At 59.0% G+C, this 22,905-nt stretch carries 23 protein-coding genes and 1 pseudogene; 7 read left to right on the plus strand and 17 right to left on the minus strand.

All coding sequences use genetic code 11. The features are described from left to right. Positions 1-232, plus strand: a 232-nt coding sequence (locus GOB93_RS15545; RefSeq protein WP_173584428.1) for a DUF4070 domain-containing protein, incomplete at its 5' end; no start/stop codon positions are given. 328 nt (positions 233-560) lie between these two features. Here GOB93_RS15545 and GOB93_RS15550 read toward each other — a convergent pair. After that, positions 561-749 (minus strand): hypothetical protein, encoded by a 189-nt coding sequence (locus tag GOB93_RS15550; protein ID WP_173584429.1) that lies wholly within the window; start codon positions 747-749, stop codon positions 561-563. A gap of 411 nt (positions 750-1,160) precedes the next feature. On the opposite strand from GOB93_RS15550, the gene GOB93_RS15555 reads away from it, so the two are divergent. The 3 genes from GOB93_RS15555 to GOB93_RS15565 all read left to right on the plus strand — a co-directional run bounded on the left by GOB93_RS15555 (position 1,161) and on the right by GOB93_RS15565 (position 6,836). After that, entirely contained in the window at positions 1,161-4,430 is a 3,270-nt protein-coding gene (locus tag GOB93_RS15555; RefSeq protein ID WP_173584430.1) for an efflux RND transporter permease subunit, read from the plus strand. Between the two features lie 329 nt (positions 4,431-4,759). Next, positions 4,760-5,461, plus strand: a complete 702-nt coding sequence (locus GOB93_RS15560; protein WP_173584474.1) for a response regulator transcription factor — start codon at positions 4,760-4,762, stop codon at positions 5,459-5,461. Beyond that, positions 5,451-6,836: a sensor histidine kinase gene (locus GOB93_RS15565; protein WP_242010837.1), complete on the plus strand. Its 1,386-nt coding sequence runs from the start codon at positions 5,451-5,453 to the stop codon at positions 6,834-6,836. Before GOB93_RS15560 ends, GOB93_RS15565 begins: the two co-directional genes overlap by 11 nt. A gap of 105 nt (positions 6,837-6,941) precedes the next feature. Here GOB93_RS15565 and GOB93_RS15570 read toward each other — a convergent pair. The 16 genes and pseudogenes from GOB93_RS15570 to GOB93_RS15645 form a co-directional block, all read right to left on the minus strand. Further along, a protein-coding gene (locus GOB93_RS15570; RefSeq protein ID WP_173584431.1) for an IS3 family transposase occupies positions 6,942-8,128 on the minus strand; the annotation gives its coding sequence in 2 pieces (ribosomal slippage) (positions 6,942-7,858 and positions 7,858-8,128; 1,188 coding nt in all). A 346-nt stretch (positions 8,129-8,474) separates the two neighbouring features. After that, the gene (locus GOB93_RS15575; protein ID WP_173584476.1) at positions 8,475-9,533 is read right to left on the minus strand and encodes an ArsO family NAD(P)H-dependent flavin-containing monooxygenase; all 1,059 of its coding nucleotides are present in this window, start codon (positions 9,531-9,533) and stop codon (positions 8,475-8,477) included. 8 nt (positions 9,534-9,541) lie between these two features. Then, on the minus strand, positions 9,542-10,240 hold the full coding sequence (arsH, locus tag GOB93_RS15580; RefSeq protein WP_025440028.1) for an arsenical resistance protein ArsH: 699 nt from the start codon (positions 10,238-10,240) through the stop codon (positions 9,542-9,544). A 23-nt stretch (positions 10,241-10,263) separates the two neighbouring features. Continuing rightward, positions 10,264-11,559 (minus strand): arsenic transporter, encoded by a 1,296-nt coding sequence (locus GOB93_RS15585; RefSeq protein WP_277877308.1) that lies wholly within the window; start codon positions 11,557-11,559, stop codon positions 10,264-10,266. Continuing rightward, positions 11,559-11,981 carry an arsenate reductase (glutaredoxin) gene (arsC, locus tag GOB93_RS15590; RefSeq protein ID WP_173584432.1) on the minus strand — a complete coding sequence of 141 codons (423 nt, stop codon included), beginning with the start codon at positions 11,979-11,981 and terminating at the stop codon, positions 11,559-11,561. The genes GOB93_RS15585 and arsC overlap by 1 nt, the downstream gene beginning before the upstream one ends. Then, complete coding sequence (locus GOB93_RS15595; protein WP_173584433.1) at positions 11,978-12,331, minus strand: ArsR/SmtB family transcription factor; 354 nt, start codon at positions 12,329-12,331, stop codon at positions 11,978-11,980. Before GOB93_RS15595 ends, arsC begins: the two co-directional genes overlap by 4 nt. Before the next feature lie 121 nt (positions 12,332-12,452). Further along, entirely contained in the window at positions 12,453-12,830 is a 378-nt protein-coding gene (locus GOB93_RS15600; RefSeq protein ID WP_173584434.1) for a hypothetical protein, read from the minus strand. A gap of 67 nt (positions 12,831-12,897) precedes the next feature. Beyond that, a complete protein-coding gene (locus GOB93_RS15605) occupies positions 12,898-13,581 on the minus strand; it encodes a hypothetical protein (protein ID WP_173584435.1) in 684 nt (227 codons plus the stop codon). A gap of 298 nt (positions 13,582-13,879) precedes the next feature. Beyond that, positions 13,880-17,098, minus strand: a complete 3,219-nt coding sequence (mobF, locus tag GOB93_RS15610; RefSeq protein ID WP_173584436.1) for a MobF family relaxase — start codon at positions 17,096-17,098, stop codon at positions 13,880-13,882. Then, on the minus strand, positions 17,098-17,394 hold the full coding sequence (locus GOB93_RS15615; protein WP_173584437.1) for a hypothetical protein: 297 nt from the start codon (positions 17,392-17,394) through the stop codon (positions 17,098-17,100). The genes mobF and GOB93_RS15615 overlap by 1 nt, the downstream gene beginning before the upstream one ends. 58 nt (positions 17,395-17,452) lie before the next feature. Then, positions 17,453-17,740 carry an HU family DNA-binding protein gene (locus tag GOB93_RS15620; protein WP_173584438.1) on the minus strand — a complete coding sequence of 96 codons (288 nt, stop codon included), beginning with the start codon at positions 17,738-17,740 and terminating at the stop codon, positions 17,453-17,455. Between the two features lie 339 nt (positions 17,741-18,079). After that, complete coding sequence (locus GOB93_RS15625; RefSeq protein ID WP_338422398.1) at positions 18,080-19,105, minus strand: DMT family transporter; 1,026 nt, start codon at positions 19,103-19,105, stop codon at positions 18,080-18,082. Between the two features lie 41 nt (positions 19,106-19,146). Then, positions 19,147-19,425, minus strand: a pseudogene (locus GOB93_RS21635) (hypothetical protein); the annotation flags it as partial. Next, the gene (locus GOB93_RS15635) at positions 19,425-19,847 is read right to left on the minus strand and encodes a type II toxin-antitoxin system VapC family toxin (RefSeq protein ID WP_173584440.1); all 423 of its coding nucleotides are present in this window, start codon (positions 19,845-19,847) and stop codon (positions 19,425-19,427) included. The gene GOB93_RS15635 and the pseudogene GOB93_RS21635, both read right to left, overlap by 1 nt. Then, positions 19,844-20,095: a FitA-like ribbon-helix-helix domain-containing protein gene (locus GOB93_RS15640; protein WP_173584441.1), complete on the minus strand. Its 252-nt coding sequence runs from the start codon at positions 20,093-20,095 to the stop codon at positions 19,844-19,846. The genes GOB93_RS15635 and GOB93_RS15640 overlap by 4 nt, the downstream gene beginning before the upstream one ends. Positions 20,096-20,240: 145 nt before the next feature. Beyond that, positions 20,241-20,489, minus strand: coding sequence for a hypothetical protein (locus GOB93_RS15645; protein ID WP_173575361.1), 249 nt, complete (start codon positions 20,487-20,489; stop codon positions 20,241-20,243). Between the two features lie 339 nt (positions 20,490-20,828). On the opposite strand from GOB93_RS15645, the gene GOB93_RS15650 reads away from it, so the two are divergent. From GOB93_RS15650 to GOB93_RS15660, 3 genes are read left to right on the plus strand one after another with little or no spacing between them, the layout of a single operon-like run. After that, positions 20,829-21,404, plus strand: coding sequence for a hypothetical protein (locus GOB93_RS15650; protein WP_173584442.1), 576 nt, complete (start codon positions 20,829-20,831; stop codon positions 21,402-21,404). 12 nt (positions 21,405-21,416) lie between these two features. Then, entirely contained in the window at positions 21,417-22,241 is an 825-nt protein-coding gene (locus GOB93_RS15655) for an FAD-binding oxidoreductase (protein WP_173584443.1), read from the plus strand. Continuing rightward, positions 22,241-22,768 (plus strand): hypothetical protein, encoded by a 528-nt coding sequence (locus tag GOB93_RS15660; RefSeq protein ID WP_173584444.1) that lies wholly within the window; start codon positions 22,241-22,243, stop codon positions 22,766-22,768. The genes GOB93_RS15655 and GOB93_RS15660 overlap by 1 nt, the downstream gene beginning before the upstream one ends. Positions 22,769-22,905 lie beyond the last annotated feature (137 nt).

Below are 22,905 nucleotides of genomic sequence, written 5' to 3' on the forward strand. Positions count from 1 at the left end.
CGCCGGCCCCGGAACAACCCGGCAGTTCTGGCGCATGCTGCTGGACTGCGCCCTGCATAACCCGAAAGCACTGCCCTACGTCGTCATGACAAGCGCACTGTATCTGCATCTCGGCCCGTTCGCCCGACAGGTCATCGGCGAGATCGATAAGGAGATTGGGGACATCGATCACGGGCGCTGGCATGCTCCTCCCCTTTTGCAACCCGCTGAAGTTGAACTCCTGCCCGCCTGAACAAATGCCACAGCGCTGCATGATGAAACGGTCTACAGGCAATTCGCTGACTTCCTTCCCGCAGGCCCTTTCAGGATAATGGTCCGCGCGGCATCGGAAGTCTGCGATCACAACATGTCGGGCATAAGGTGAAACGTGACTGTTCCGACAATTGAATCATGGTCGCGTGGACCTTGCGGTAAATTAAACTGACCCGCGGCCATCCGGTCTTCACAACAGGCAAATTTCTCTTCCTGCCTTCCGGAGGTACTGTGATACGCATCACAAACGATGAACTTACAGCAGCGATTGCAATGAGAGGGCCAGCCATCAGCACACGAACATTCAGTCATCCAAACATACCATAAAGACCAGGTTTCAGAATATGCAGCATGATTTCATTCGCTGCCCGTGTCGCAACAATCTCTTCTTTCCGAAGGCCAGGACGAAAACAGGAGCGGTTGAAAACCAGTTCCGCCGCACCGGAAACCGGCTCCTGCTCCGATTGCCAGTAGGGAAAAGCGCCTCCCTTCGGCAAGTGCCGCGGATTCCTGCTTCTTTCGCATGAACAGCAGAGGAAGATTCCCCATAAGGAACAATGCAGGGCAGATGATCCAGATAAAACGGATCCATTCTCGCCGGTAACCAGGCCCCAGAGCAAAATGGATTAACGTCCTGGTCGTGACGATGGTGTTTTTGCGAAGCGTTCGGGATTGCAAGCAATGAATATAATATAGTTCTCGATATCCTGTCATTTTCATGTTAAAATATCCCAACAAATAAAAAACAAAAACATTCATGGAATATATATTAATATTGGGAATATTTTATAACCATCATACTGGACAGAAAATATTAATTTGGAGAAACTTTTGCCATAAGAAATCGGCTGCCGACCCAGAATGCACCGCATTACGCTGTCCGCGTGGCTGCTTCCAGAGTATAACAGATGTTTCTGACGTCTATATTCGTTCGTCGTCCCGTGGCGACTACATTACTCTGCATAGCCTGCATTCTGTGTGGTATTTCCGGATATATTACACTGCCCGTTGCCGATCTGCCTAATATTGATTTCCCCGTCATTCAGGTCCAGGCACAGCAGCCTGGTGGGACCGCAGAGCAGATCGCCAGCTCCATAGCCGAACCACTGGAACGGCATCTGGGCAGCATTGCCGACGTAACGGAAATGACGTCACAATCCAGTCAGGGTCAGTTGCGCATAACCCTGCAATTTGCCCTGTCACGGGACATCAATGGCGCCGCACGCGACGTACAGGCGGCGATTCAGGCGGCGCGGGCTGATCTTCCGACCACCCTCCGACAGAATCCAGGCTACTCTAAGGCCAATCCCAACGGACCGCCCTCCCTAATTCTCGCGCTGACATCGGATACCTACACTCTGCCGCAACTCTACGACCAGGCATCCAATCTCATCCTCCCACGCCTGGCGCAGGTGAAAGGCGTCGGTCAGGTGCAGGTCAGTGGCAGCGCTCTTCCTGCAGTGCGCGTCGAGATGAATCCATTGCCATTATATAAATTCGGCATCGGGTTTGAAGACATCCGTGCAGCGCTCGCCTCCGCCAATGCCCATACCCCCAAAGGTTTCATCGACCAGGGCGGAAGACGCTTCACACTGGAAACGAACGACCAGGCCCGGGCCGCGCAAGCCTATCGCGACCTGGTCGTCGCCTGGCGAAATGACCGCCCGGTAAGGCTGACAGACGTTGCAGAGGTGAAAGATAGCGTCGAAGACATTCGCAATGCCGGGTATTTCAATCGTAAGCCCGCTATTGTCGTGCAGGTCTTTATGCAGGCCGGAGCAAATATTGTACAAGCCCTCGATCAGATCAACACCACGATCCCGTATCTTCAGGCGACTGTTCCGCCGGCCATCGATCTGCAGACGGTCATGGACCGCTCCCTGACAATCCGTGCCTCGCTTGCCGACACCCGCCTGACACTTGTCCTTTCCGTCGCACTTGTCGTGCTGACGGTCCTGTTGTTTCTCGGAACGCTACGCGCAACGCTCATCCCGGCGATCGTCATCCCTGCGTCGATCATGGGCACGCTGGGCGTGATCAGCGTGCTGGGCTACTCACTCGACAACATGTCGCTGATGGCTCTGACCATCGCGACCGGTTTCGTGGTCGATGACGCCATCGTGGTCATGGAAAACATCAATCGTCATATTGAAGACGGTATTCATCCGTTCAGGGCTGCGATTCTGGGCTCTGGCGAAGTGGCATTCACCGTCCTGTCCATCACGCTTTCACTGATCGCCGTCTTTCTGCCGATCCTCCTGATGGACGGCATAGCCGGGCGCCTGTTTCACGAATTTGCAATGACCGTTTCCGTAACCCTGTTCGTTTCCCTCATATTATCTCTCAGTCTCACGCCAATGCTGTGTGCCCGGATCATGCGCGCCGGCCCACAGACACCACAGGGCTGGATCGCAGCGTGTCTGGAGCGAACCCATGACATGACATTGCGTGCTTATGCCCGCAGCCTTGATCAGGCCATGCGTCACAAACGCATCATGTTGCTCACGTTGCCTGCAACGGTCATCCTGACAATTATCGTCTATGCACAGATGCCCCAAAGCCTCTTTCCGGACGAAGACACGGGTATGCTGCTTGGTCGCGTGATGGGAGATCAGGCCATCTCGTTCCAGGCCATGACGCGCAGGATGGACGAGGCACAGGCCGCCCTTCTGGCCGACCCCGATGTCGCTGCCGTGGCCGGCTTTCTGGGTGGGCGCGGCTCATCAAACCAGGGAAACATCTTCATTCGCCTGACAGACAAGACCCGCCGCCCCTATCCGCCATCGACAACCATTGCCCATCTCAACCGGCGTCTGTCATTCATGACGGGCGCACGCTTCTTCGCGATCCAGCGCGGCGCCATTCGCATCGGCGCGCGTCCCAGCAATGCAGCCTATCAGTACACACTCCAGGGCGACAATCCAACGGAACTCTATGACTGGACACAGCGGCTGACCACGGCTCTCGCCCACCAGCCGGCCCTCATGGATGTATCGTCCGACGTCCTTCTGGGCGGGCAATCCGTGAATGTCGCCATTGACCGGAATACAACGGCAAGAATGCAGCTGACACCGCAACTTATCTCCAACATGCTCTTCGACGCATATGGACAACGGGCGGCGTCCATCATCTACAACCGCCTGAACCAGTATCGGGTGGTCATGGAAGTCGCCCCCCGTTTCTGGCAGGATTCTTCTTCGCTGCGGCAGGCCTGGATCAGTGTATCCGGTGGCAGTCCTCATGGCGGCACGCAATCCAATACCGTACGTGTGCGCACGCCTGCCGCAACGACACGCACGACAGCTCAAAGCACTCAATCCTTCCGCAACCAGATCGCCAACACACTTGCCGGTGGCCGTGCCGCCTCGACGGGGTCCGCTGTATCAACAGGCACAGAAACGATGGTGCCGTTGACATTTGTCACTCGCACCACGACTGGCCTGACACCGCTTGCCATCAACCATCAGGGGCAGGCTGTCGCGACGACCATTTCCTTCAACCTGCCGACAGGCGTACCACTGGGTCGGGCCATGCAGGTTGTGGAAGAGCAGGTTCTCGCACTGCATCTGCCCCCTTCAGTCCACGGCGCTTTCGTGGGGAATGCAGCCCAGCTCCAGAACTCTTCCGGCAGTGAAATCCTCCTGATCGCTGCGGCACTGGCGACCGTCTATATGGTGCTCGGCATCCTGTACGAGAGCTACGTCCATCCGCTGACAATCCTGTCAACCCTTCCCTCCGCCGGTGTCGGGGCTCTCCTGGCACTGTGGGCTTTCGGGGAGGTTTTTTCCCTGATGGCGATGATCGGCGTGATTCTCCTGATCGGAATTGTAAAAAAGAACGCCATCATGCTGGTGGATTTTGCCCTCGCAGCCGAACGCGAACGCGGCCTCTCCCCGGAACAGGCCATACGCGACGCCTGCCTGCTGCGCTTCCGACCCATCATGATGACGACATTTGCGGCCGCGCTCGGTGCCTTACCCCTCATCCTGGGTCACGGTTATGGTGCGGAACTCCGACGCCCGCTTGGCATCGCAATCGTGGGCGGTCTCGCTGTGAGCCAGTTGCTCACGCTCTATACCACGCCCGTCGTCTATCTCTGGCTGGACAGGTTGACACTCTGCCTGCGGCCTGCCCGTCGGGTCAGAAAATTATCGTATCAGACTGAGTCAATTCATTAATAGCACAAGAAAATTACACCTGCATAATGCCATAACGAACCACAAGAAGAGCAAAAATAAGTAAAGAAAAAACAACCGAGAAAAGGAGTGCCAAAAAATACATGCCTGTTTCTCCGTACGATAACCTGTTTTTCCACCTCTTTTTTCCCGGTGGTTTTCTTTCATCAAATTAACAATTGCCAATCAACGCCCGTTCATTCCCGTCTCCCGTGCTTTATTTCCGCGATTCTGCCAGGATGCCGGTCCGGCCCGCCCGATTCAGCCATTCGCCCGGACCGGAGGGTCACAGCACCGGACCGATCGCCAACCTCTATGAGCGCCTTGCCACCATGAACCCGATGATACGACCTCGTCTGCTTCTGGTCGAAGACGATTCTGAGACCGCAGATTACGTGCAGGAAGGCCTGGGAGAGAACGGCATCAATGTTGTCGCTGTCACGAATGGATCTGACGGACTGATGCGGGCTCTTTCGGAACCATGGGACATTGTTATCATTGACCGGATGCTACCTGGACTGGACGGACTGACAATTCTGACGCGCATGCGTACGGCCGATGTCATGACGCCCGTGCTCTTCCTGACGACAATGGATGGTGTACCCAGCCGCGTAAATGGCCTCAGGCACGGCGCTGATGATTATATGATCAAGCCATTTGCACTTCGGGAGCTTGTTGCGCGCGTGCAGGTGCTCCTTCGCCGGTCCGGGCCACTTCAGCATACGACAGTATTGCGCGTAGAGGATGTCGAGCTTGACCTGCTGACCCGCACGGTCACGCGCAGTGGAGAAAAGATATTCCTCCAGCCGCAGGAGATGAAACTTCTCGAATATTTCATGCGCAATCCCGGAACGGTGGTTTCACGCCAGATGCTCCTGAAGGATGTCTGGCATATGGAATTTCCCGTCCGCACAAACATCGTTGAAACCCACCTCTCCCGATTGCGGGAAAAACTGGGACGAAACGAAAGGCCCCTGATCCGTACCGTCAGGGGCGCCGGTTATGTCATGGGTGAGATAGGCCTTGACTTATAAGCAATGGATTCCTGCCACCAGACGACTTGCAGGAACGTCCTCTTTCCGGATTGTCACCGGTTTTATCGTCTTGTTCCTGTTCTCTGGCATCATCATCGCTATCCTGACTGGTTTCCATAATCAGAATCTATTCGAAGACCAGCTTCGTCAGTCCGTTATCAATGAAGGGGAAGAAACGACAGCTGCGGCCGGGCAACCGGACGTCAGTCATTTCCTGCCGATCGTGAAAGCCCTTGTTCGGAATGAGCCCGGTTTTTTTTACCTTTTGCAGAATAAGAATGAAGATGTTGTAGCGGGCAACATGCTTCACCTGCGACCGGTGCCTGGTCCGAGATGGCTGTCATGGGCTCACCGCCTTCCCCGTGCCCAGCATCCAACCATAGTTTATGGTCAGGGATATCTGCTTTCTGACGGTGGCTATTATTTTGTCGGAATTGATGCGTCCCAGTTGCAACGACTACGTCGCGATTTATGGCGTACAGCTGCATGGAGTTCTCTTGGGTTTGCGATCCTGGGCCTGATCGGCGGAATGTTACTCAGTGGCGCTGTGCTGAAACGGATTGAGACAATCAGCATGACTGCCCGCAGCATCATGCGTGGCAATTTTGCACGCCGCATACCATTAAGAGGAACGGATGACGAATTCGACCATCTGTCGCAAAGCCTCAACGCGATGCTGGATCAGAATGAAATCCTGATCGCCAGCCTGCAGCAGGTCTCGAATGATATCGCCCATGACATGCGCAGTCCTCTGTCCCGCCTGCGGCACAGGCTGGAAAGAGCAAGAGAGCGTGACACCACAGTCGAGGCACTGAAAGATAATATCGATCTCTCAATAGACGAACTTGACTGTGCACTAGAGATTTTTACTTCGCTCCTCAATCTGGCGCAAATCGAAGCCGGAACACAGAGAGACGAAATCGTCTTCGTTGACCTCGCTGCCCTGGCGCGGGACATAACGGAGGCTTATCTTCCTGTTCTGGACGACCGGCAGCAGATTCTCCAGATTCATCTGCCGGCTGAAGCCATGGTAGCAGGCCAGCCTGTCCTTCTGCGACAGGTGCTGGTCAATCTTCTGGAAAATGCAAGCCATCATACACCGCCCGGCAGCACGATCACAGTCGATATCTCAGTCGCTGACCGACATGTGTATCTTGTGATTTCCGATAACGGTAATGGCATTCCCGACACTGATCTTGAACGTGTGTTTGATCGCTTCGTAAGGCTTGAACACAGCCGGTCAGCGACAGGAAACGGACTGGGACTGAGTATGGTCCGCGCCATCGTTCGCCGGCATGCCGGCACCGTCAGGCTAACCGACAATAAACCGGGTCTCCGCTGCGTCATCGAGTTTCCGTTCGCGAGCGGATTATGAGGGTTATGCAATCTTTCCAGCTGACCAGACGCGCGGTGAATTCATTGAGGTGGTCCCGTCCGTTCGGACAGTTTTGCGGGCTTGATAAGCTATACCCGGTTGTTGTTATGCCGCCCTTCTGACGGCGTTGCTGTTGGCCATCTGGTCCGGGGTTAACCCCGGACCAGATGGCGTCGGCACGTTATGATACGCCTCATCGGGCGTTCGTCCAGCCAGCGCCGTATGCGGACGCCTTTCGTTATAATGGGCGATCCATCTGCCGAGCCCGGCCCTCAGCTCTGATCCGGTCTCGAACGCGTACAGGTAGACGCATTCGTATTTCAGCGACCGCCACAGGCGCTCGATGAACACGTTGTCCAGCCAGCGACCGCGCCCATCCATGCTGATGCGGATCTGACGCTCTTCCAGTATCCCGCTGAAACGGGGTGTCGTAAATTGCGACCCCTGGTCAGTATTGAAAATGTCCGGGGCGCCATAGCGCATGAGGGCATCCTGTAGCGCCTCGATACAGAACTCCACGTCCATCGTGTTCGACAGACGCCAGGACAGGACCTTGCGCGTGAACCAGTCCATGATCGCCACGAGATAGAGAAATCCCCGTTTCATGGGAATATATGTGATATCGGAACACCAGACCTGGTCAGGCCGATTGATGACCAGATTCCGCAGAAGATATGGATATTTCCGATGCTCCGGATGGGGCACGGTCGTGCGCGGCTTCTGGTAGATCGCCCGCAGGCCCATGATCGCCATGAGCCGCCGGACCCGCTTGCGGCCCACTTCATGTCCCTGGCGGCGCAGATGCCATGTCATCTGCCGTGAGCCATAATACGGCGTTTCCAGGAACTGGGCGTCGATCAGCCGCATCAGCTCCAGATTGGCTTCGCTCTGTGGCACAGGCCGATAGTAGACGCCCGACCGGTTGAGTTGCAGCAGCGTGCATTGCCGGATTATCGGCAGGCATGCTCTCTTCGGGTCAATCATATGCCGCCTCTGATCACGCCCAACCGAGCAGAGGCATCCCGCAAAAAATCCCGTTCCACCAGCAACTGGCCGATCTTGGCGTGCAGTTTCTCTACATCAGCAGGGCTGACTGAAGGTTCCGTTACTGACTTACCAGAAAAAAGGCTTGCCATGCCTTCGATCGCCTGGCGCTTCCATTGGGCGATCATCGTCTGATGCACGCCATGTTTCGAAGCCAGTTCCGCCAGCGTCAGTTCCCCACGGATCGCCTCCAGCGCAACCCGTGACTTGAACTCTGCCGCATACCGTTTCCGCGTAACCTTGCCCATAAACCCCGTCCTCGTTCAGGCCAGATGATAGCTTATCGCCCTGTCCGAAAAATGGGGACCACCTCTCATTGTCATTGTTCGCAAACAGTTAGCGTGAAGCAACATGATCGTAACCAAGTGGGGTCAGAGACGGCGATCACGTCTTTCCGGCGCAGCCGCTGTCTGCCCTTGATCGGCAGCACTGCCAGCAGCAAGTGTCAATCACCGTCAGGCTCCGGAATTTCGGCTCGCTGCCAACTTGGTCATGTACGAAATCCGGGCATCGCACTCGCGTGCCGGAATGCATCGCACTTCGCATTACAAGGCATGGATATGCTGATGCCTTCAAGGTTTTGACCGGCAAGCCTCATGACTTCGACAGAACAAGCCAGGCCGCCAGTTGCCTGACCATGGATCGCGCGACACGGCCTGCCCCCAGCAGGGTGGCGCATGCGGGGCCGCACCAGGAACCATAACCCAGCAGCCAGAGACGTGGCTCCCTGACGGCCTGCTGCCCGTTAACACGGATCAAGCCGTCCGGCTCGATCACGTCGAGTGATGCAAATACACCGAGCGCGGGTCGGAAGCCGGTACACCAGATGATCCTATCGATGGCTTCTTCCCGCCCGTCGGGCCAGACGACGCCCGTCGCCGTCACACGTCCAAACGGGCGCACCGCGTGGAGCACGCCTCGCTCCCTGGCGGCGCGCACAGGTGGGACCATGACGATATCGCCAAAGCCGCTGGTGGGCATGGCCGACGGGCCGCCGAGAACGCGAGCGGTCGCCCGCTCGAACAGGACCCGTCCGTCCACGTCATCGGGCAGAAAGATGGGATCATGCAGCGTGACCCATGTTGCCTGAGCGACAAGCGACAGCTCCGCCATAATCTGTGCCCCGGAGTTGCCCCCACCCACCACCAGTACACGTCGGCCGGCAAAGGGCGCGGCATTCCGGTAATGGCTGGAATGGAGTTGCGTCCCGCCGAAGAGGTCACGCCCCGCGACATCGGGAACAAAGGGGGCTGACCACGTACCGGTCGCCCCGATAACCGCACGGCCAAGAAAATCACCCGCGCTGGTTCTGACAGTCAGAAGTTTTCCGTTCGCGCGCTCCACACACTCGACCATGACCGGACGGCGGATCGGCGGCGCATAGCGCGCCTCGTAGCGGTGCAGATAGTCCAACACCTCGTCACGGGTCGGATAGCCGCCATCCGGCGTGTCTGGCATCGGCCAGCCGGGCAGCGAACTGTAGGACGCGGGTGAAAACAGATGCAGGGAGTCCCAGCCATGCACCCATGCACCACCCGCCTGCGTCCCGTTATCAAGAATGACGTAACGCAGTCCGGTCCGTCGTAGAAAATACGACGCGGCGAGGGCCGCCTGACCGCCTCCCACGATCACAACATCGAACTGTTCCGCCATTGCCCGGCTCACAGACTTTCCGGGAGACGGAATTCCGCCTTGCGTTCGCTGTAGCGATCAACGAGGTAGTCGGCCCGGTCGCGCAGCAGCCATGTGAACTTCATCAGCTCCTCCATGACATCTACCATCCGGTCATAGAGGGGGGATGGCTTCATCCGGTCATCGTCACCGAACTGGGTATAGGCCATCGGCACGCTGGACTGATTGGGGACGGTGAACATCCGCATCCACCGGCCCAGCACCCGTAGGGCATTGACGGAATTGAAGCTCTGCGATCCGCCCGAAACCTGCATGACCGCCAGCGTGCGGCCCTGCGTCGGGCGGATCGAGCCTTCCGTCAGGGGCAACCAGTCGATCTGGTTCTTGAACACGGCAGTGATGTTGCCGTGCCGTTCGGGGCTGCACCAGACCTGGCCTTCAGACCAGATCGAGAGTTCCCGCAGTTCCCGCACCTTCGAATGACTTGCGGGCACGGAATCCGCTACCGGCAGGCCGGTCGGGTCGAACACCCGTGTCTCGGCCCCCAGCACCTTCAGGATGCGTTCTGCCTCAAGCACCAGCAACCGGCTGAAGGATCGGGGGCGTAAAGAGCCATAGAGCAGAAGGATACGCGGCGGATGGTCCACACGCGGTTGCGGTTCCAGCCGCGCGAGATCGACCTGTTCAAGATATTCGGGGTGAAGGGCCGGCAAGTCAGGTTCAGTCATTGTGATATCGGTCCATTCATGCATTACGGCTGGCTGATTAGAGGCAGCCACAGGGCCAGCGCCAGGAGTGTGACCAGCAGGACGGGAGGTGTGATCACCAGACCCACCTTCATATATTGCCCCCACGTGACCCGATGGTTCCTGGACGCCAGCACATGCAGCCAGAGCAGTGTCGCGAGACTGCCGATCGGCGTGAATTTCGGCCCGAGGTCGCAGCCGATGATGTTGGCATAGACCATCAGGTCGCGTGTCAGCGGCGTGATGTCGTGCGCCTGCTGGATCGCCAGTGCCCCGACCAGCACACTCGGCATATTGTTCATGATGGACGACAGAACAGCCGCCAGAAAGCCGGCGCCGATGGTGGCGATGAACCGCCCCTGATGGCCAAGCCAGACCAGTGCGGCCGCAAGGTAGTCGGTCAGCCCGGCATTGCGCAGGCCATACACCACCAGATACATGCCCAGCGAGAAGATCACGATCTGCCATGGTGCGCCCATCAGCACCTTGCGAACAGGGATCACCCGGCCATATCCGGCGACGAGCAACAGGGTTCCGGCGGCCAGACAGGCTACAACACAGACCGGGATATGAAACGGCGCTGTCAGGAAATAGGCCGCCAGAACGAGGACCAGCAGCGGAAATGCCGCCCGAAATACATGGTGGTCACGAATTGCCGCAGCGGGTGCTGGCAGTTCGGCGACGGGATAGGTCGCAGGCACCTGCCGCCAGTACCACAGCCAAAGCACAGCCAGCGTCGCGCCCAGCGCCACCAGATCGACAGGGACCATGATCGCGGCATAGCGATCAAACGCAATGCCAAAGAAATTGGCGCTGACGATGTTCACCAGGTTGGAAATGACAAGCGGCAGGCTGGTGGTATCCGCGACGAACCCAGTGGCGATAATAAAGGCCAGCGCCGCGCCATGGCTCAGGCGCAGTTGCGTCAGGATAGCGATGACAATGGGCGTCAGCAGCAGCGCCGCGCCGTCATTGGCGAAAACCGCTGCAATGGCCGCTCCCAGCACCACGATCAGCGGGAATAGCGTCCGGCCTCGCCCTTTGCCCCAGCGTACGACGTGCAGGGCGGCCCAATGGAAGAACCCTGCCTCATCCAGCAACAGCGAGATGACGATCAGCGCGATAAAGGTGAAGGTCGCGTCCCAGACGATGTGCCAGACGACAGGAATGTCATGCCAGTGGATCACGCCAGCCGCCAAGGCCACGGCGGCACCTGCCATTGCGCTCCAGCCGATGCCCAGCCCCCGAGGCTGCCAGATGACAAAAACCAGCGTGACAACGAAAAGCAGAAGAGCCAGCATCAGGAGATCCGCTTTCCGGATTCATCGACGATCTTCTCGCCGTCCTCCTTGGCGAATGCGCCGCGCTGTGGGGAGGGAAGAATATCCAGCACCGTTTCGGACGGACGGCAGAGCGCAACACCGAGTGGCGTTGCGACGATGGGCCGGTTGATCAGGATCGGGTGTGCGATCATGGCGTCGATCAGCGTATCATCGCTCAGGGCCGGGTTGTCGAGGCCGAGTTCGTGAAAGGGCGTGCCCTTTTCCCGCAGGATCGCGCGCACCGGAACCCCCATACGGGCGATCAGATCGACCAGTTCCGCACGGCCGGGAGGCGTTTTCAGATATTCGATGGTCGTGGGCTCGATCCCGGCATTGCGGATCAGTGCCAGCACGTTGCGCGACGTGCCGCAGGCCGGGTTGTGGTAGATCATGATGGTCATGAGCAGGATTCCGGGGACGGACAGCAGGAGGACAGGCTCGCGACCAGGGGCGCGCAGAGTTCAGGGCTGCCAGCGCAGCAGTCCGTGACGAGGAAGAGCATCAGGTCGCGCAGGCGCGGAAGGCACGCACGATAGACGATCAGCCGGCTGTGGCGCTGCGAGGTCAGCAGGCCGGCACGGGTCAGGGTGGCGAGATGGGCCGAGATCGTGTTCTGCGGCACATCAAGGTGTCGCGCGACATCTCCGGCCGGCAGCCCGTCCGGTTCGTGGCGCATCAGCAGGCGGAAGATTTCCAGCCGCGTGGACTGCGACAGGGCGCCGAGTGCGGCAAGGGCGGATTCTGTATCCATAAATCTACGATCACGGATATGTTGTCGTAAGTCAAGCTATTCTATGTGAGAAAACAGAGATCACGACCGTCGGCTTCGTTAATTTTTATGCTCAGACCAGACCTTCCGCCCTCCCCCCATCTCAGTCATTAAAGTAAGGCCGGGGCTTGCCGATCAGGTCCGGCAGGGTGCTGCCGCTCACCAGATACGGGACAGCGAAACGAACGAAAGCATCCAGTGAGGAAGCATGCTCATCGCCGACAAAAGCCAGATGCGGTGAGTCCACAGCAAACACAGATCCGACCCTGAACGACTGGTGGCCATTGACGTCCGAGGTGTCCTGTCCGATCCATGTCTCGTTGCCATGACGCAGCTCAAACTCTCTGAATTCCGTCTCGGCATAGATTGCCTTCAGGCGTGACCGGACCCGGGCAGGGCCAAAGTCCGTTTTGATCCACTCCCACGCTCCCCAGGGAGCCTGCCCTGGCGATGCTGATTCGTCAGATGCTTTACTGGTCATTTCTGCACTCCAGCCTGGCTGTGGCGGCCCCTTTCCCTGAAGAATCATAAGGTGCCGAACCACACGATCAGAGATTTCGTATCCCGAGGTGCTTCACATTGCCGGGCAGACGGCGCAGACGTTGAGGGATGCAACCCTTGATGCGGGCGGCCTTCTCGAAAAGCCATTTTGACATCGTCACGTCTGCGAACCGGGCCACCTTGGGAAACGGGCCGGAAGCCCAATCCCACAGCGCCTGTTGCGTCTCTGCACTGTAAATAGAAACGCACAGTTCCAGAAAGGCAGCCATGCCGGAGAACGAGATCGCGGCCAGAAAAGCGCCGAGCAGCAGATACCCGTTCGAGAAGCCTCGCATGATTCTTTCGGATGGAAAGACGACTGCGAGCAACACCACCGCTGACATCGCTCCTGATACCGCAACGAATCCTTTAGCGGCGAGCGTCACCGCAGCTTCTGTCAGACAGACGAAAGGTGCTCTCGATGGCGGCAACTTTCCAAAAATCAGGAATCCCCACACAACGAATGCGGGCCACTCTGCCGGACTTCTGCAAATACCGAAGAGAAACTGGATAAAAAACACAACGGCCTGTAGCAGACCCACACAAAAAACCACCCCCGCCAGGGCAAACATCTCCGAAATCGGGTCTGCCACAAAGTCGATAATCCACTGTGCAAAGGCAAGAAGGTCTTTGGGTGGTGAAGTCGTTCTGCCGTCCAGAATGAACACGGCCGACATAAGCGTCAGCAGCACAGAGAAAGGCAGCGCAAACGCATAGATGAAGGCTTCGGTCAGCGCCCGGTGTCTTGGGGCGAGGTATCGGCAATACAGATACAGGAAGAGAAACAGAAGATACTCTGTCGCAATCGCCTGTTTCACTGTCCTCCCTTCCATGAGAAAATTATTGACCAGTGCCGAATACACGGCGACCGGAAAAAGAAGACAGGGAACCAGAAGAAAACGGAAGAGTGCTTTCATTGATCGAGTCCTATCCGGACACCAGCGATCGACACACCATGAGAGATACCGAAAAAAGTCTCGCCGGACAGGTTCATTGTCCGGGACCTGGTGAAGCTGACGGGGAGGTTTGTGCGTTACCGAGAACCCGCGCCGCCCGTTCACGCCTGAGCGCCCTCTCGGCCCTGCTCATGATCGCCGGCGCGTTCCTGATCATGGCCTGCAGCTTTGCATCGATCTCCGCCAGGCGCGCGCTGTGCGACCGTTCGGCCTGCCGTGCCTGCGTCTTCAGCACGATCTCTCTTCCGTAAGGGCGGCCTTCCGTCGCCATCGTCTCCTGCACACGCCCAAGCGCGATCAGTTCGCGGATCCTTGCATCGCGCGCCTTCCGGGTCCGGGCGACCAGATCCATGCCGAGCGCCTTGTAAGGCTTGTTCGCCATCTTCTTCGCGACGTGATCCCACAGATCGTCGCTGGTGATGGGCGTTGCATCGCCGAGCGCCCGCTGGTTCCGGACAGCCTCGAAGGTCGCGGCATCCGAGATCATCGTCCATGTTGTCCCGCGCGCCCGGCTCTCTGCCACATAGGAGGTAAAACCGGTCGCGAGATCCGCGCCGCGTGGCATGGCATTGATGTGCTCGTCTGACGTCAGGCCCTGTGCCGCATCGATGGTCATGGCGTGCCCGAAGCCAAGCATCACCTTGCCGGTCTTCGCATCCTGAAAGCGACGCCACTCCACGTCGGCCACAACGCCGTCCTTCGTGCGGATACGCAGCCCGGCATCGCTGTGCGCGAGAACATCGACCACGTCGCCGTTATTGCCGACCGTGGCCCCCTTGCCGTCCACTGTTCCCCAGGTCCGGCGATACAGCCGGAGCCTGTCGCCGGCTGCGATAGCCAGATCGTATGTCTCGCCGCGCTGGTCGATGGCCTGCACCGTGATCTCATGCTTCGAGATCTCACCCCTTTCCTGCAGGATGCCACGCACGGCCCGACTGAGGTCGGCGGCGTCCTGGTTGGTCAGGGCAGACATGCTGATCGTCTTCGTCCGCCCGGTTCGCGGAGTTGCGCCCTCGGCCGCGAGAGCGTCGCGGCGTGTCACATACAGGCGGGCGATTTCCTGCAGCACTTCGTCGTGGTCTCCGCCCACCAGACGGATCGTGCCGTCCACCCGTTTCATATCGATCGCGTCCCGCACTTCCTTCATGTGGAATTTATTGCGGACGTCGTCGTCATTCTCCTCGTCACTGTTGGCGTTCCCGGCCGCTCCTCTGACTTCCAGAGAGGCGAGATCGCTTTCATCAGGTTCCGCGCCACGAAACAGGTCGGCGATCTGTCGGTTTCTGACGGATGTCTGCCGGACGCTGGACAGAAGCTCCGGCATGTCTTCCACGTCCAGCACCCTGCGCAGCATCTCGATGGAGTCACCGGCCTCGATGTTCTGTGCCTGCTCATGATCGCCCAGCGCCTTGATCGTGCAACCGGTATCGCGCTGCAGTTCCAGCAGGCGGAGCATCTGGCGTGGTCCGACCTGACCGACCTCATCGATCACCAGAACCGTGTTCCGGTCCACGTCGATGTCGCCGCGTTCCAGCCGGGCGAGGAAAGGCAGCATGGCGCAGGTGTCATGGATGCCGGCGTCGCGCAGCGCGTCCGCCTGACGCCAGGCATTGGCAATCCCGATGATCCTGCGCCCGTTCTCATCATAACGGGTGTCATGCTTCCAGGCGTCCACCAGCGGCGACAGCAGCGCGGTCTTTCCCGACCCTGCGACACCCGTCAGCATCGAGAGCGCACCACCCCGGCCGAGTGCGTAAATCGCCGCCTTCTGCGCCCTGCCATGGTCACTGGAGAAATCCAGTGTCGAGCGACCAATGGCTTCAGTGATCTGGCGATCCGACAGCGCCCCGCTCCGGTCGCCGGATGCACGGGCGGCCTGAATCGCAAGGTTTTCCTCGATGGCGATCTGCGCCGTATTCGTGACCCTCAGCCTGTCGCCCCGGATCTGCTGAATCAGCGAGACCTGTTCGCCCCTCAGCTCAAGCCCCCGCTGTTCAATGAGGCTGACGACATGATCGATGTCCTTCACGCCGCCCTCGATACCTGTGCCGATCAGCCCTCGTGCGGCATACATCCTGAGCTTGTCATGATCGAGCACGGCGGCGGTCTCAAACTCCGTCACCAGATGCCGCGCCGCGAAACGGTAAGCCGTATCGTATCTCTTTTCCCGCGTGCCCTCTGGCCCAATCGGCGACCCGAGGAGGCTTCTCTCCTCCCAGCCGAGGCTTTTCGCCTGCTCCAGCCAGATCTCGTGGTCGCTGGCCCCCTTGTCCTTGTCGAGCCGGGCAGCCAGCCCGGCCATGGACAGGATACGGCGCTTGCGCTCGATCGGCATATCCGCCCAGTCCAGCCCTTCCGCCGCCGCATACTCCTTCGCGGCCCTGATCACGTTGCGGCGTCCCTTGCTGAAAAAGTCCGAGACATCCTGCGGCACGGCCGAGACGACGGTGGCCTGCTCATTGGCGTCATATTGCTGGGCGATGCCGATCCGCCGCAGCTCATCGGCAAGCTGCGCCTGGAAATACGCACCGAACTCATGAACGCGGCTGCGCAAGCGCTTTGTGTCCAGTGAGCCGACGTGTCCGTCTTCCGTGGCCACCACATTGAACAGGGCGTTGTGAATGTGGGCGTGAGGATCACCACCTGCCGGGGTGTCGATGAGATAGGTCTGGCCTGTGCCCGGATCGCACGCCTCGACCGTGGGGCGCGCTGTCGTATGCCGGAACGAGACCCAGGCGACCTCTCCCTGGTCCGCACCATCCTCGCCGCCATGGCCACGCCGGGCGAAGCCGATCTCTCTCGCCACATAGCGCATGGTCGCATCGTTGGCCTGATTGATGGCGAGCCAGATCGCCGCTCTCTCCGCTTCTGTCGGCGCAAATTCGGCGGCCAGCGTCACCGATTTATGCGGCGCGAGGGTCAGGTCATAGGCGCTGATTTTGCGGGCGTTCTTCGACCAGTCCTCGCCATTATCAGCCCGTTTCGCCTCAAACAGGCGATTGAGCTGCTCGTTTTTCGGCGGTGTCGTCGGATCAATCCCGAGTGCTGCCGCGATCTCGGGCTTCATGTCGGGCCGCCATGAGGCCCGGCCATCGCGCCCGGTGTAATAACTGGTCAGCCGTGAACCGTCCGCGTCAGGAACCTTCCCGGGCTGAGTGCGGAAATCGTGCTCCGGATCCGGCAGCTCCTGCGTGAAATAGGCGGTGATCATGCGGCCGTTGCCCTCGGCCGAAATCTTCCGGAACGTCATCATCAGACGTCAGCCTCATCCAGCTCCTCGGGCTGGGCGGATCGGGGCGAGCGCCCCTCCTGAATGTCCAGCGTCTTGCCGGTCGTAAGGTCGATGCGCCTGAGCAGTGGGCTCTGCGATGCGATCAGCGTCACCAGCCGGCCAAGAATTTCATCGAGTGTCGGACCGTCGGACTCTTCAGGAGACAGGATCTCGATGATCAGGGAGAGTTTGTCTTCAATGCCCCGCAGCCGCTCGCGGATGTCGTCATCCCGGCTTGCGGTGGTATCAGGCCGTGCAGTTGTCTCGATCATCGTCATCGCTTCCCATGTCAGAACAATGGGAAGCGTGACGCGGAATCATGCGACCGATCAGGCCTTACTTTTTATCAGTTCCGGCCAGGGCGTCCTTCACGGCCTTCGCCGGCGCGAAAGCCAGCTTGCGCGAGGCCGGGATCTGCATCTCGGCGCCGGTCGCGGGGTTGCGGCCCGTGCGCGCGGCGGTGTGACGAACGGTGAATTTGCCAAAGCCGGGAAGCGATACCTCATCGCCAGCCTCTGCGGCCTGTATGATCGAGGCTGTGACAGTCTCAAGAGCGGTCTTCGCATCGGCCTTCGTGCCACCCGTGGCTTCGGCGATACGGTCAATCAGATCGGTGCTTTTCATCAGTGCTGTCTCTTTCGGTTAAGGGCACGCGAAGAGAAAGAATCATAACCGTGGCAGGTTTATGATTCCTCTCGGGCGGGCAGGAAGACGCTGCGGGACAGATCCACCCCGATGCGGATGGCGTCATCAAGCTGGCAACAAACCTCGCTGCGATTTGCCCTCTTCTGCGTGGAAATTTTCGCGAGCCTCTTGATCCTGAAGCAACTGTGGCACCGATGGACCATCGGCCGGGCTCCGCAGAACCGCGCGCATGTTTTGCATCTACGGGGCAAAAGACATCATCACACAGGAAGTGCGTTGGCGGGGGCACCTCCACCGTTTCAACACGCAGTTTACCAGTCAGGAAGGTTCCAAAGGGACAACGTCGGTCTGGTGCCGATGAACTATCACGCCTGACAATACACTCACGCTAACAAAAACGATCGCGAGTGTTTCAGGAAAAGCTGGAACGCGACGATCCCACAGGAAACCATACAGCAGAGCGAACAACGTCTCGAATAAAATCATATGCCCGGCCAGTGTCATGGGGAGCAGGCGACTCATCCGGTTCCAGAAGGTATTACCCAGGATCGACGCAAGGATTCCGATGCCAGTTGCAACCGCAATAAAGCGCACCCAGTCAAGGGCGCTGTGTCCCGCCCATTCATGGATGCCGTGCATGATACCATCGTGATTGCCCGGCACCGTCAGCATGAAGGCCGGGCCAGCCGACAGCAGGGTGAGCACGCCGGTTGCGCCGCCCGTCAACAGACTCCAGTCATGGGAAGATATCTGGTGCACGCGTTCCAGCCACCGTTGATTTAGAACGGCGAAAACAGTCCATGACACCAGAGCCAGAAGGGCGCAGAACCACCCGGTCACCTGTATGCCTATACCCCCCGGTGCAGCGTATTCCAGCCTGCCCCAGCTGGCACATGCAATACCTGCCAGGCCGAATATCAGCGTCGGAGCCAGCTTTCGCAACGGCACTGCATTTACGCCCCGGCTGCCTATCACGGTCAGCAACCCCGGCAACAATCCGATGATCAGCGACGTCATGGCAATGCCGCCCATCCGGACCGCGTAGGATAGCAGGACATAATAGAGGACGTTGCCAAGCAGTCCGAGCCCGATCAATGCCCGGCATTCTCTTCTCCCGATGAGCGGTCCCAACGTCTTCCAACGGGGTATCAGCATCAGTCCGGAAAAGAGGCCATAAGCCAGATACCGCCCGGTGGACAGCTGCAGCGGTGTGAAGTCGGCCGCGAGTTCGGGTGCCAGGAAGGCCAATCCCCATAGCGCGCCCGCCGCCATTCCATATGTCAGCCCCAGTCCCAGCCTGCCAGGCGTCATCCCGCTATTTCTTTCGGTATCCGTGGGAAGCATCGTTCATTGATGGCAAATATGAAAGAAGGCCACAGGGGATTAACCTCATTGCGGCTCAGCACGACGGGCAAGTTGCGGGGACGCGCCACCCGCATCAGCCTCCGTGCAAAGTCGGGGCGGAAGAGTGTCGGGGCGCAGAAAAACCTCAGCGCTGACACGATGGCGTTCATGGCCCTCACGTCACGAGCCAGATCCTCCGTGTAATCCGGTGGCCGGTTGTCCCGCCACGCTTGCGGCAGCGCTTCCACGCTGCGCCGGAGCACCGTCATTTCGGCGCACAGATCCTCAAACGCACGCGCGGCCGGATCTGTCCCGGACATCAGGTATCCTCCCACGGATTGAGAACCCGCACACCAGCCGCCTCGAACGGCGACACGTCGCGGCTGGCCACGACATAGTCACGGGATGCGGCGGTCGCGGCAATATAGCCATCGGCCTTGCCGATCGCCCGACCCTCTGACCTCGCCCGCACCATCAGATCAGCATAGGCCCGGGACGCCGCCAGATCGAACGGCAGAATACGCCCCTCGAACAGGGGCAATACCTCCTGTTCCAGCCGCTCATGCAGCACCGAATGCCGCCGACCGGCGGGCATCGCCCCGATCCCGAAACGCAGTTCGGCCACCGTTATGGCCGACAGGAAAAGCGTCCCGATCGCCTGTGCATCAATCCAGGCCAGAACACGCGGCTCCGGGGCAGGCTTCCACGGCTCCGAGATCACATTGGTATCGAGCAGGATCATTCGAAGGACAGTGGCTCGGCCGGACTTTGGTCCCGGGCCTGCAGGGCCGCGACATCCTGATCGGTCACACCGGCCTCACGACCGATGGACGCCAGCAGCGAACCCAGCCGGACCCGCCGCGAGGGCCGAACGGCCGCCTCCAGAATGATCCGGATCTCGGCTTCCGTACTGCGCCCATGCAGCACGGCCTGCGCCTTCAGCGCCCGATGCGTCTCTTCCGGAAGGTTGCGAATAACAACTGAGGACATGGCGGAACTCTTCATTTTCTGAAATGATATCATACTAAATAATTCGATATCTTTCCAGGAAAATCCTTCATCCTCATAGCTCGTGCCCCGGAGCGCCAAACCGGCTACCCTGCGGCAAACGGACATATGCTGTTCCGGAACAGCCTTACTCGGACGTCCCGGCCATATGGGCACCGCCTATGTCTTCGAACAGGCTGAGGGCATCCGGGGAGGAGGCGACATAGTCCCCCACCCTCGCACTGTCGGCCCGGATGCGCCGCCGCCGTGCGTGCCGCAGACCCTCTTCCAGAAGATCCGGCACCAACTGCCCCAGGGACAGGCCACGTCGGGTGGCTTCGCGCTCCAAGGTGTGTTTCAGGCGCTCATCCAGTTGAAGAACCAACGGTGCGGTCATATCACCCTCCTGCGATCAGCCGACCTCAGCTTAACAAAGCCTTCTCTGCCCATGAAGGGAGCCATTAGTAATGGCTCCCTTTCTACCCAGGGACCTCGGAAAACCCGAGCCCCTTTCCCGCATGCCCACCCACGGCGGCTCAGCCGCCCGCACCAACGGTGCAATGGTGTATGAAGAGCCTAAATTCTCCCCTGACGCATCGCGGCGAAACCATGACGGTTCGCATGACGAAAGACTGACGTATGCCCTGACGAAACCGTGACGCTTCCATTGGCGCTACCTTGACGCTACACAGACGTTGACATGACGTTTCACTGTTCGAACCGGGACGATGCTGGAATGGCTCAGGCAGCAGGAAAAGCACGATTTCGCGCACTAAGGGCTGAAGGTTCTCTCAAGGAGGCGGCAAGCCCGCTCTACCGCTGGCTGATGCTCAATTACGAGGACATTTCTTCTGTTCGTCAGCCTGGCGATCCATGGGCACCTTATCTCACTGCGGCAATAGAAGACGGCGTGTATATCGAAGACCGGGCACGCGGTCTCAGAGCGATCCGCCGGATGTGGGATGTTGTTCAGAAGCTCAAACGTAAGCGGCGGACAACACCTGACGATGAGCCACCGCCGCCGGCGCGAACCTTCTCGCATGCTCCAAGCAGAGCTGACGCCGGTTGGCGACCTCCTCTGAGTGAGGCCTCTTCGCCTGTCCATGGTGAAGGGCAAAGGGGCGCGCCAGTCGGAGAAGATAGCTCATCCAAAAAAAATACATCGCTGGTCGCATCTTTGCAGACAACTGTTCCTGCGTATCCGGGCGCGACAGAAAACGGGGAAGATCTCTACCCCGTTGGGCGCGCCCGGGCCGAAGTGATCAAGCGGGACCTCCTTGAACGACTGAAGCGCAAGGAGCCCGGATTTTAACGGGAGCAGGATATGCCATCGGCCGCAACTACGGACACGAGCACGGGCACCACGACCAAACCCACGTTACTCGTCGCAATCGGACGTCAGAGAGTGGGAAAGACGACCTTTCTCAAATCGCTGGCAGAAATCACAACACAGCAGGGCGGAAAGCCGGAAATCTGGAACACGGATTCCATGAACCGCTCACACACAATCGCCTCGCTGGGTTCTCATGTGCGCGAAGCCAATTCGACATCCGCTGCGGGACAGGCCGCGTGGCTGGAGGAACAAATTGAGCGGCTGGTCGATACACGTCAGGACGCTATTCTTGACATTGGTGGCGGCTGGACTGCGATGCACGAGCTGATCCGTTCTTCTCCCCTTGTCGCGGCACTCGACGAAATCGGTATCTCTCTGGTGACGGTCTTCATGATCGGAATGGAGAACGCAGACATCGACTACCTGGAGGATCTTCAGACAAAGCATCGTTTCCTCCCGCCCAAAACAGCAATCGTTATCAATGAAGGACTGTTGCCAGTCGGCGTCGAGACGCCCCGGGCAGTCGCGGAAATCCTGAATAATAACACCGTCCTCAAGACACTCGATCGTGGTGCGGCACACGGTGTGTTCCCGGCGGTCAACGGTCTGAAGAAGATAGCAGATCGAGGGCAGTCATTCATGGATTTCGCGGCGAACAAGCCTGTCAGCGGGATGCCGGCCAGTTCCGTGTTTGATCGTCTCAGAATGAACCGCTGGCTCAAGCGAGACGTGCCCCTGTTTCTGCAGGATCTCGGCCCGGATTATCTGCCCCGCATGCCCAAAGGATTGCCTGAGGTGATGATGGAGAACGTCTGATGACGGCGCAGGGAGACATCGAGGCGGCAGACCGGGAGTTTGTCGCACGGATGGAGACCTTGCGCCGGGTCGCCGCTCAATGGGTGGAACGCCCGATCGCGCCGGAAGCCGACGTGCTCTCGGCGCTGATTGTGGCGATCGATCAGGTTGGCACTCTGTGTATCGAGATCCGGCGTGCCTCGATCCGGTCGGTCGCCGAAAACAAGCTGCTCGTGGAACAACAGCGCCAGGCACTCGCGCACGACGCTGCGGCGATCCGGCAGGCTATGTCGGACGACGCAACAGCAATTCGGGAGCAACTGCGGGAGGGCATTGAAGCGGTCCACACTCTGCGAACCATCAATGAAAAGCTGGTCGAGAAAAGACTGCTCGGGATCATCGCCGACATTACGAAAGGACTTCGGGGAGCGATTGAGAATCAGGCCACGGCCATGACCAGACGGTTCAATCTCCAGACCGCTTTTCGGGTTCTGGGTTACAGTTCCGTCGTTCTTCTGGTGGGCTTTGTGCTGGGACGGATGCCCTAAAGCCGGTGTGGCCAAAATGGACACAGTAAGCACGCCGCTAAGAAATTCCGTAGAACACGGAATCAGGTCGCATGATGCGGCTGGATAGTGACCTCCTCACAACAGGAGGCTCTGGTGTCCCACATTCCCCTTTCATA

Origin of the sequence: Acetobacter musti (assembly GCF_011516835.1) — a bacterium.
Classification (GTDB): Bacteria; Pseudomonadota; Alphaproteobacteria; order Acetobacterales; family Acetobacteraceae; genus Acetobacter; species Acetobacter musti.

Bases quoted from the DNA above. Each gene is read 5' to 3' on its own strand.
- GOB93_RS15555 (WP_173584430.1), top strand. From the start codon at position 1,161: ATGTTTCTGACGTCTATATTCGTTCGTCGTCCCGTGGCGACTACATTA.
- GOB93_RS15560 (WP_173584474.1), top strand. From the start codon at position 4,760: ATGAACCCGATGATACGACCTCGTCTGCTTCTGGTCGAAGACGATTCT.
- GOB93_RS15575 (WP_173584476.1), bottom strand. From the start codon at position 9,533: ATGGCGGAACAGTTCGATGTTGTGATCGTGGGAGGCGGTCAGGCGGCC.
- arsH (WP_025440028.1), bottom strand. From the start codon at position 10,240: ATGACTGAACCTGACTTGCCGGCCCTTCACCCCGAATATCTTGAACAG.
- GOB93_RS15585 (WP_277877308.1), bottom strand. From the start codon at position 11,559: ATGCTGGCTCTTCTGCTTTTCGTTGTCACGCTGGTTTTTGTCATCTGG.
- arsC (WP_173584432.1), bottom strand. From the start codon at position 11,981: ATGACCATCATGATCTACCACAACCCGGCCTGCGGCACGTCGCGCAAC.
- GOB93_RS15595 (WP_173584433.1), bottom strand. From the start codon at position 12,331: ATGGATACAGAATCCGCCCTTGCCGCACTCGGCGCCCTGTCGCAGTCC.
- GOB93_RS15600 (WP_173584434.1), bottom strand. From the start codon at position 12,830: ATGACCAGTAAAGCATCTGACGAATCAGCATCGCCAGGGCAGGCTCCC.
- mobF (WP_173584436.1), bottom strand. From the start codon at position 17,098: ATGATGACGTTCCGGAAGATTTCGGCCGAGGGCAACGGCCGCATGATC.
- GOB93_RS15615 (WP_173584437.1), bottom strand. From the start codon at position 17,394: ATGACGATGATCGAGACAACTGCACGGCCTGATACCACCGCAAGCCGG.
- GOB93_RS15620 (WP_173584438.1), bottom strand. From the start codon at position 17,740: ATGAAAAGCACCGATCTGATTGACCGTATCGCCGAAGCCACGGGTGGC.
- GOB93_RS15625 (WP_338422398.1), bottom strand. From the start codon at position 19,105: ATGCTTCCCACGGATACCGAAAGAAATAGCGGGATGACGCCTGGCAGG.
- GOB93_RS15635 (WP_173584440.1), bottom strand. From the start codon at position 19,847: ATGATCCTGCTCGATACCAATGTGATCTCGGAGCCGTGGAAGCCTGCC.
- GOB93_RS15640 (WP_173584441.1), bottom strand. From the start codon at position 20,095: ATGTCCTCAGTTGTTATTCGCAACCTTCCGGAAGAGACGCATCGGGCG.
- GOB93_RS15645 (WP_173575361.1), bottom strand. From the start codon at position 20,489: ATGACCGCACCGTTGGTTCTTCAACTGGATGAGCGCCTGAAACACACC.
- GOB93_RS15650 (WP_173584442.1), top strand. From the start codon at position 20,829: ATGGCTCAGGCAGCAGGAAAAGCACGATTTCGCGCACTAAGGGCTGAA.
- GOB93_RS15655 (WP_173584443.1), top strand. From the start codon at position 21,417: ATGCCATCGGCCGCAACTACGGACACGAGCACGGGCACCACGACCAAA.
- GOB93_RS15660 (WP_173584444.1), top strand. From the start codon at position 22,241: ATGACGGCGCAGGGAGACATCGAGGCGGCAGACCGGGAGTTTGTCGCA.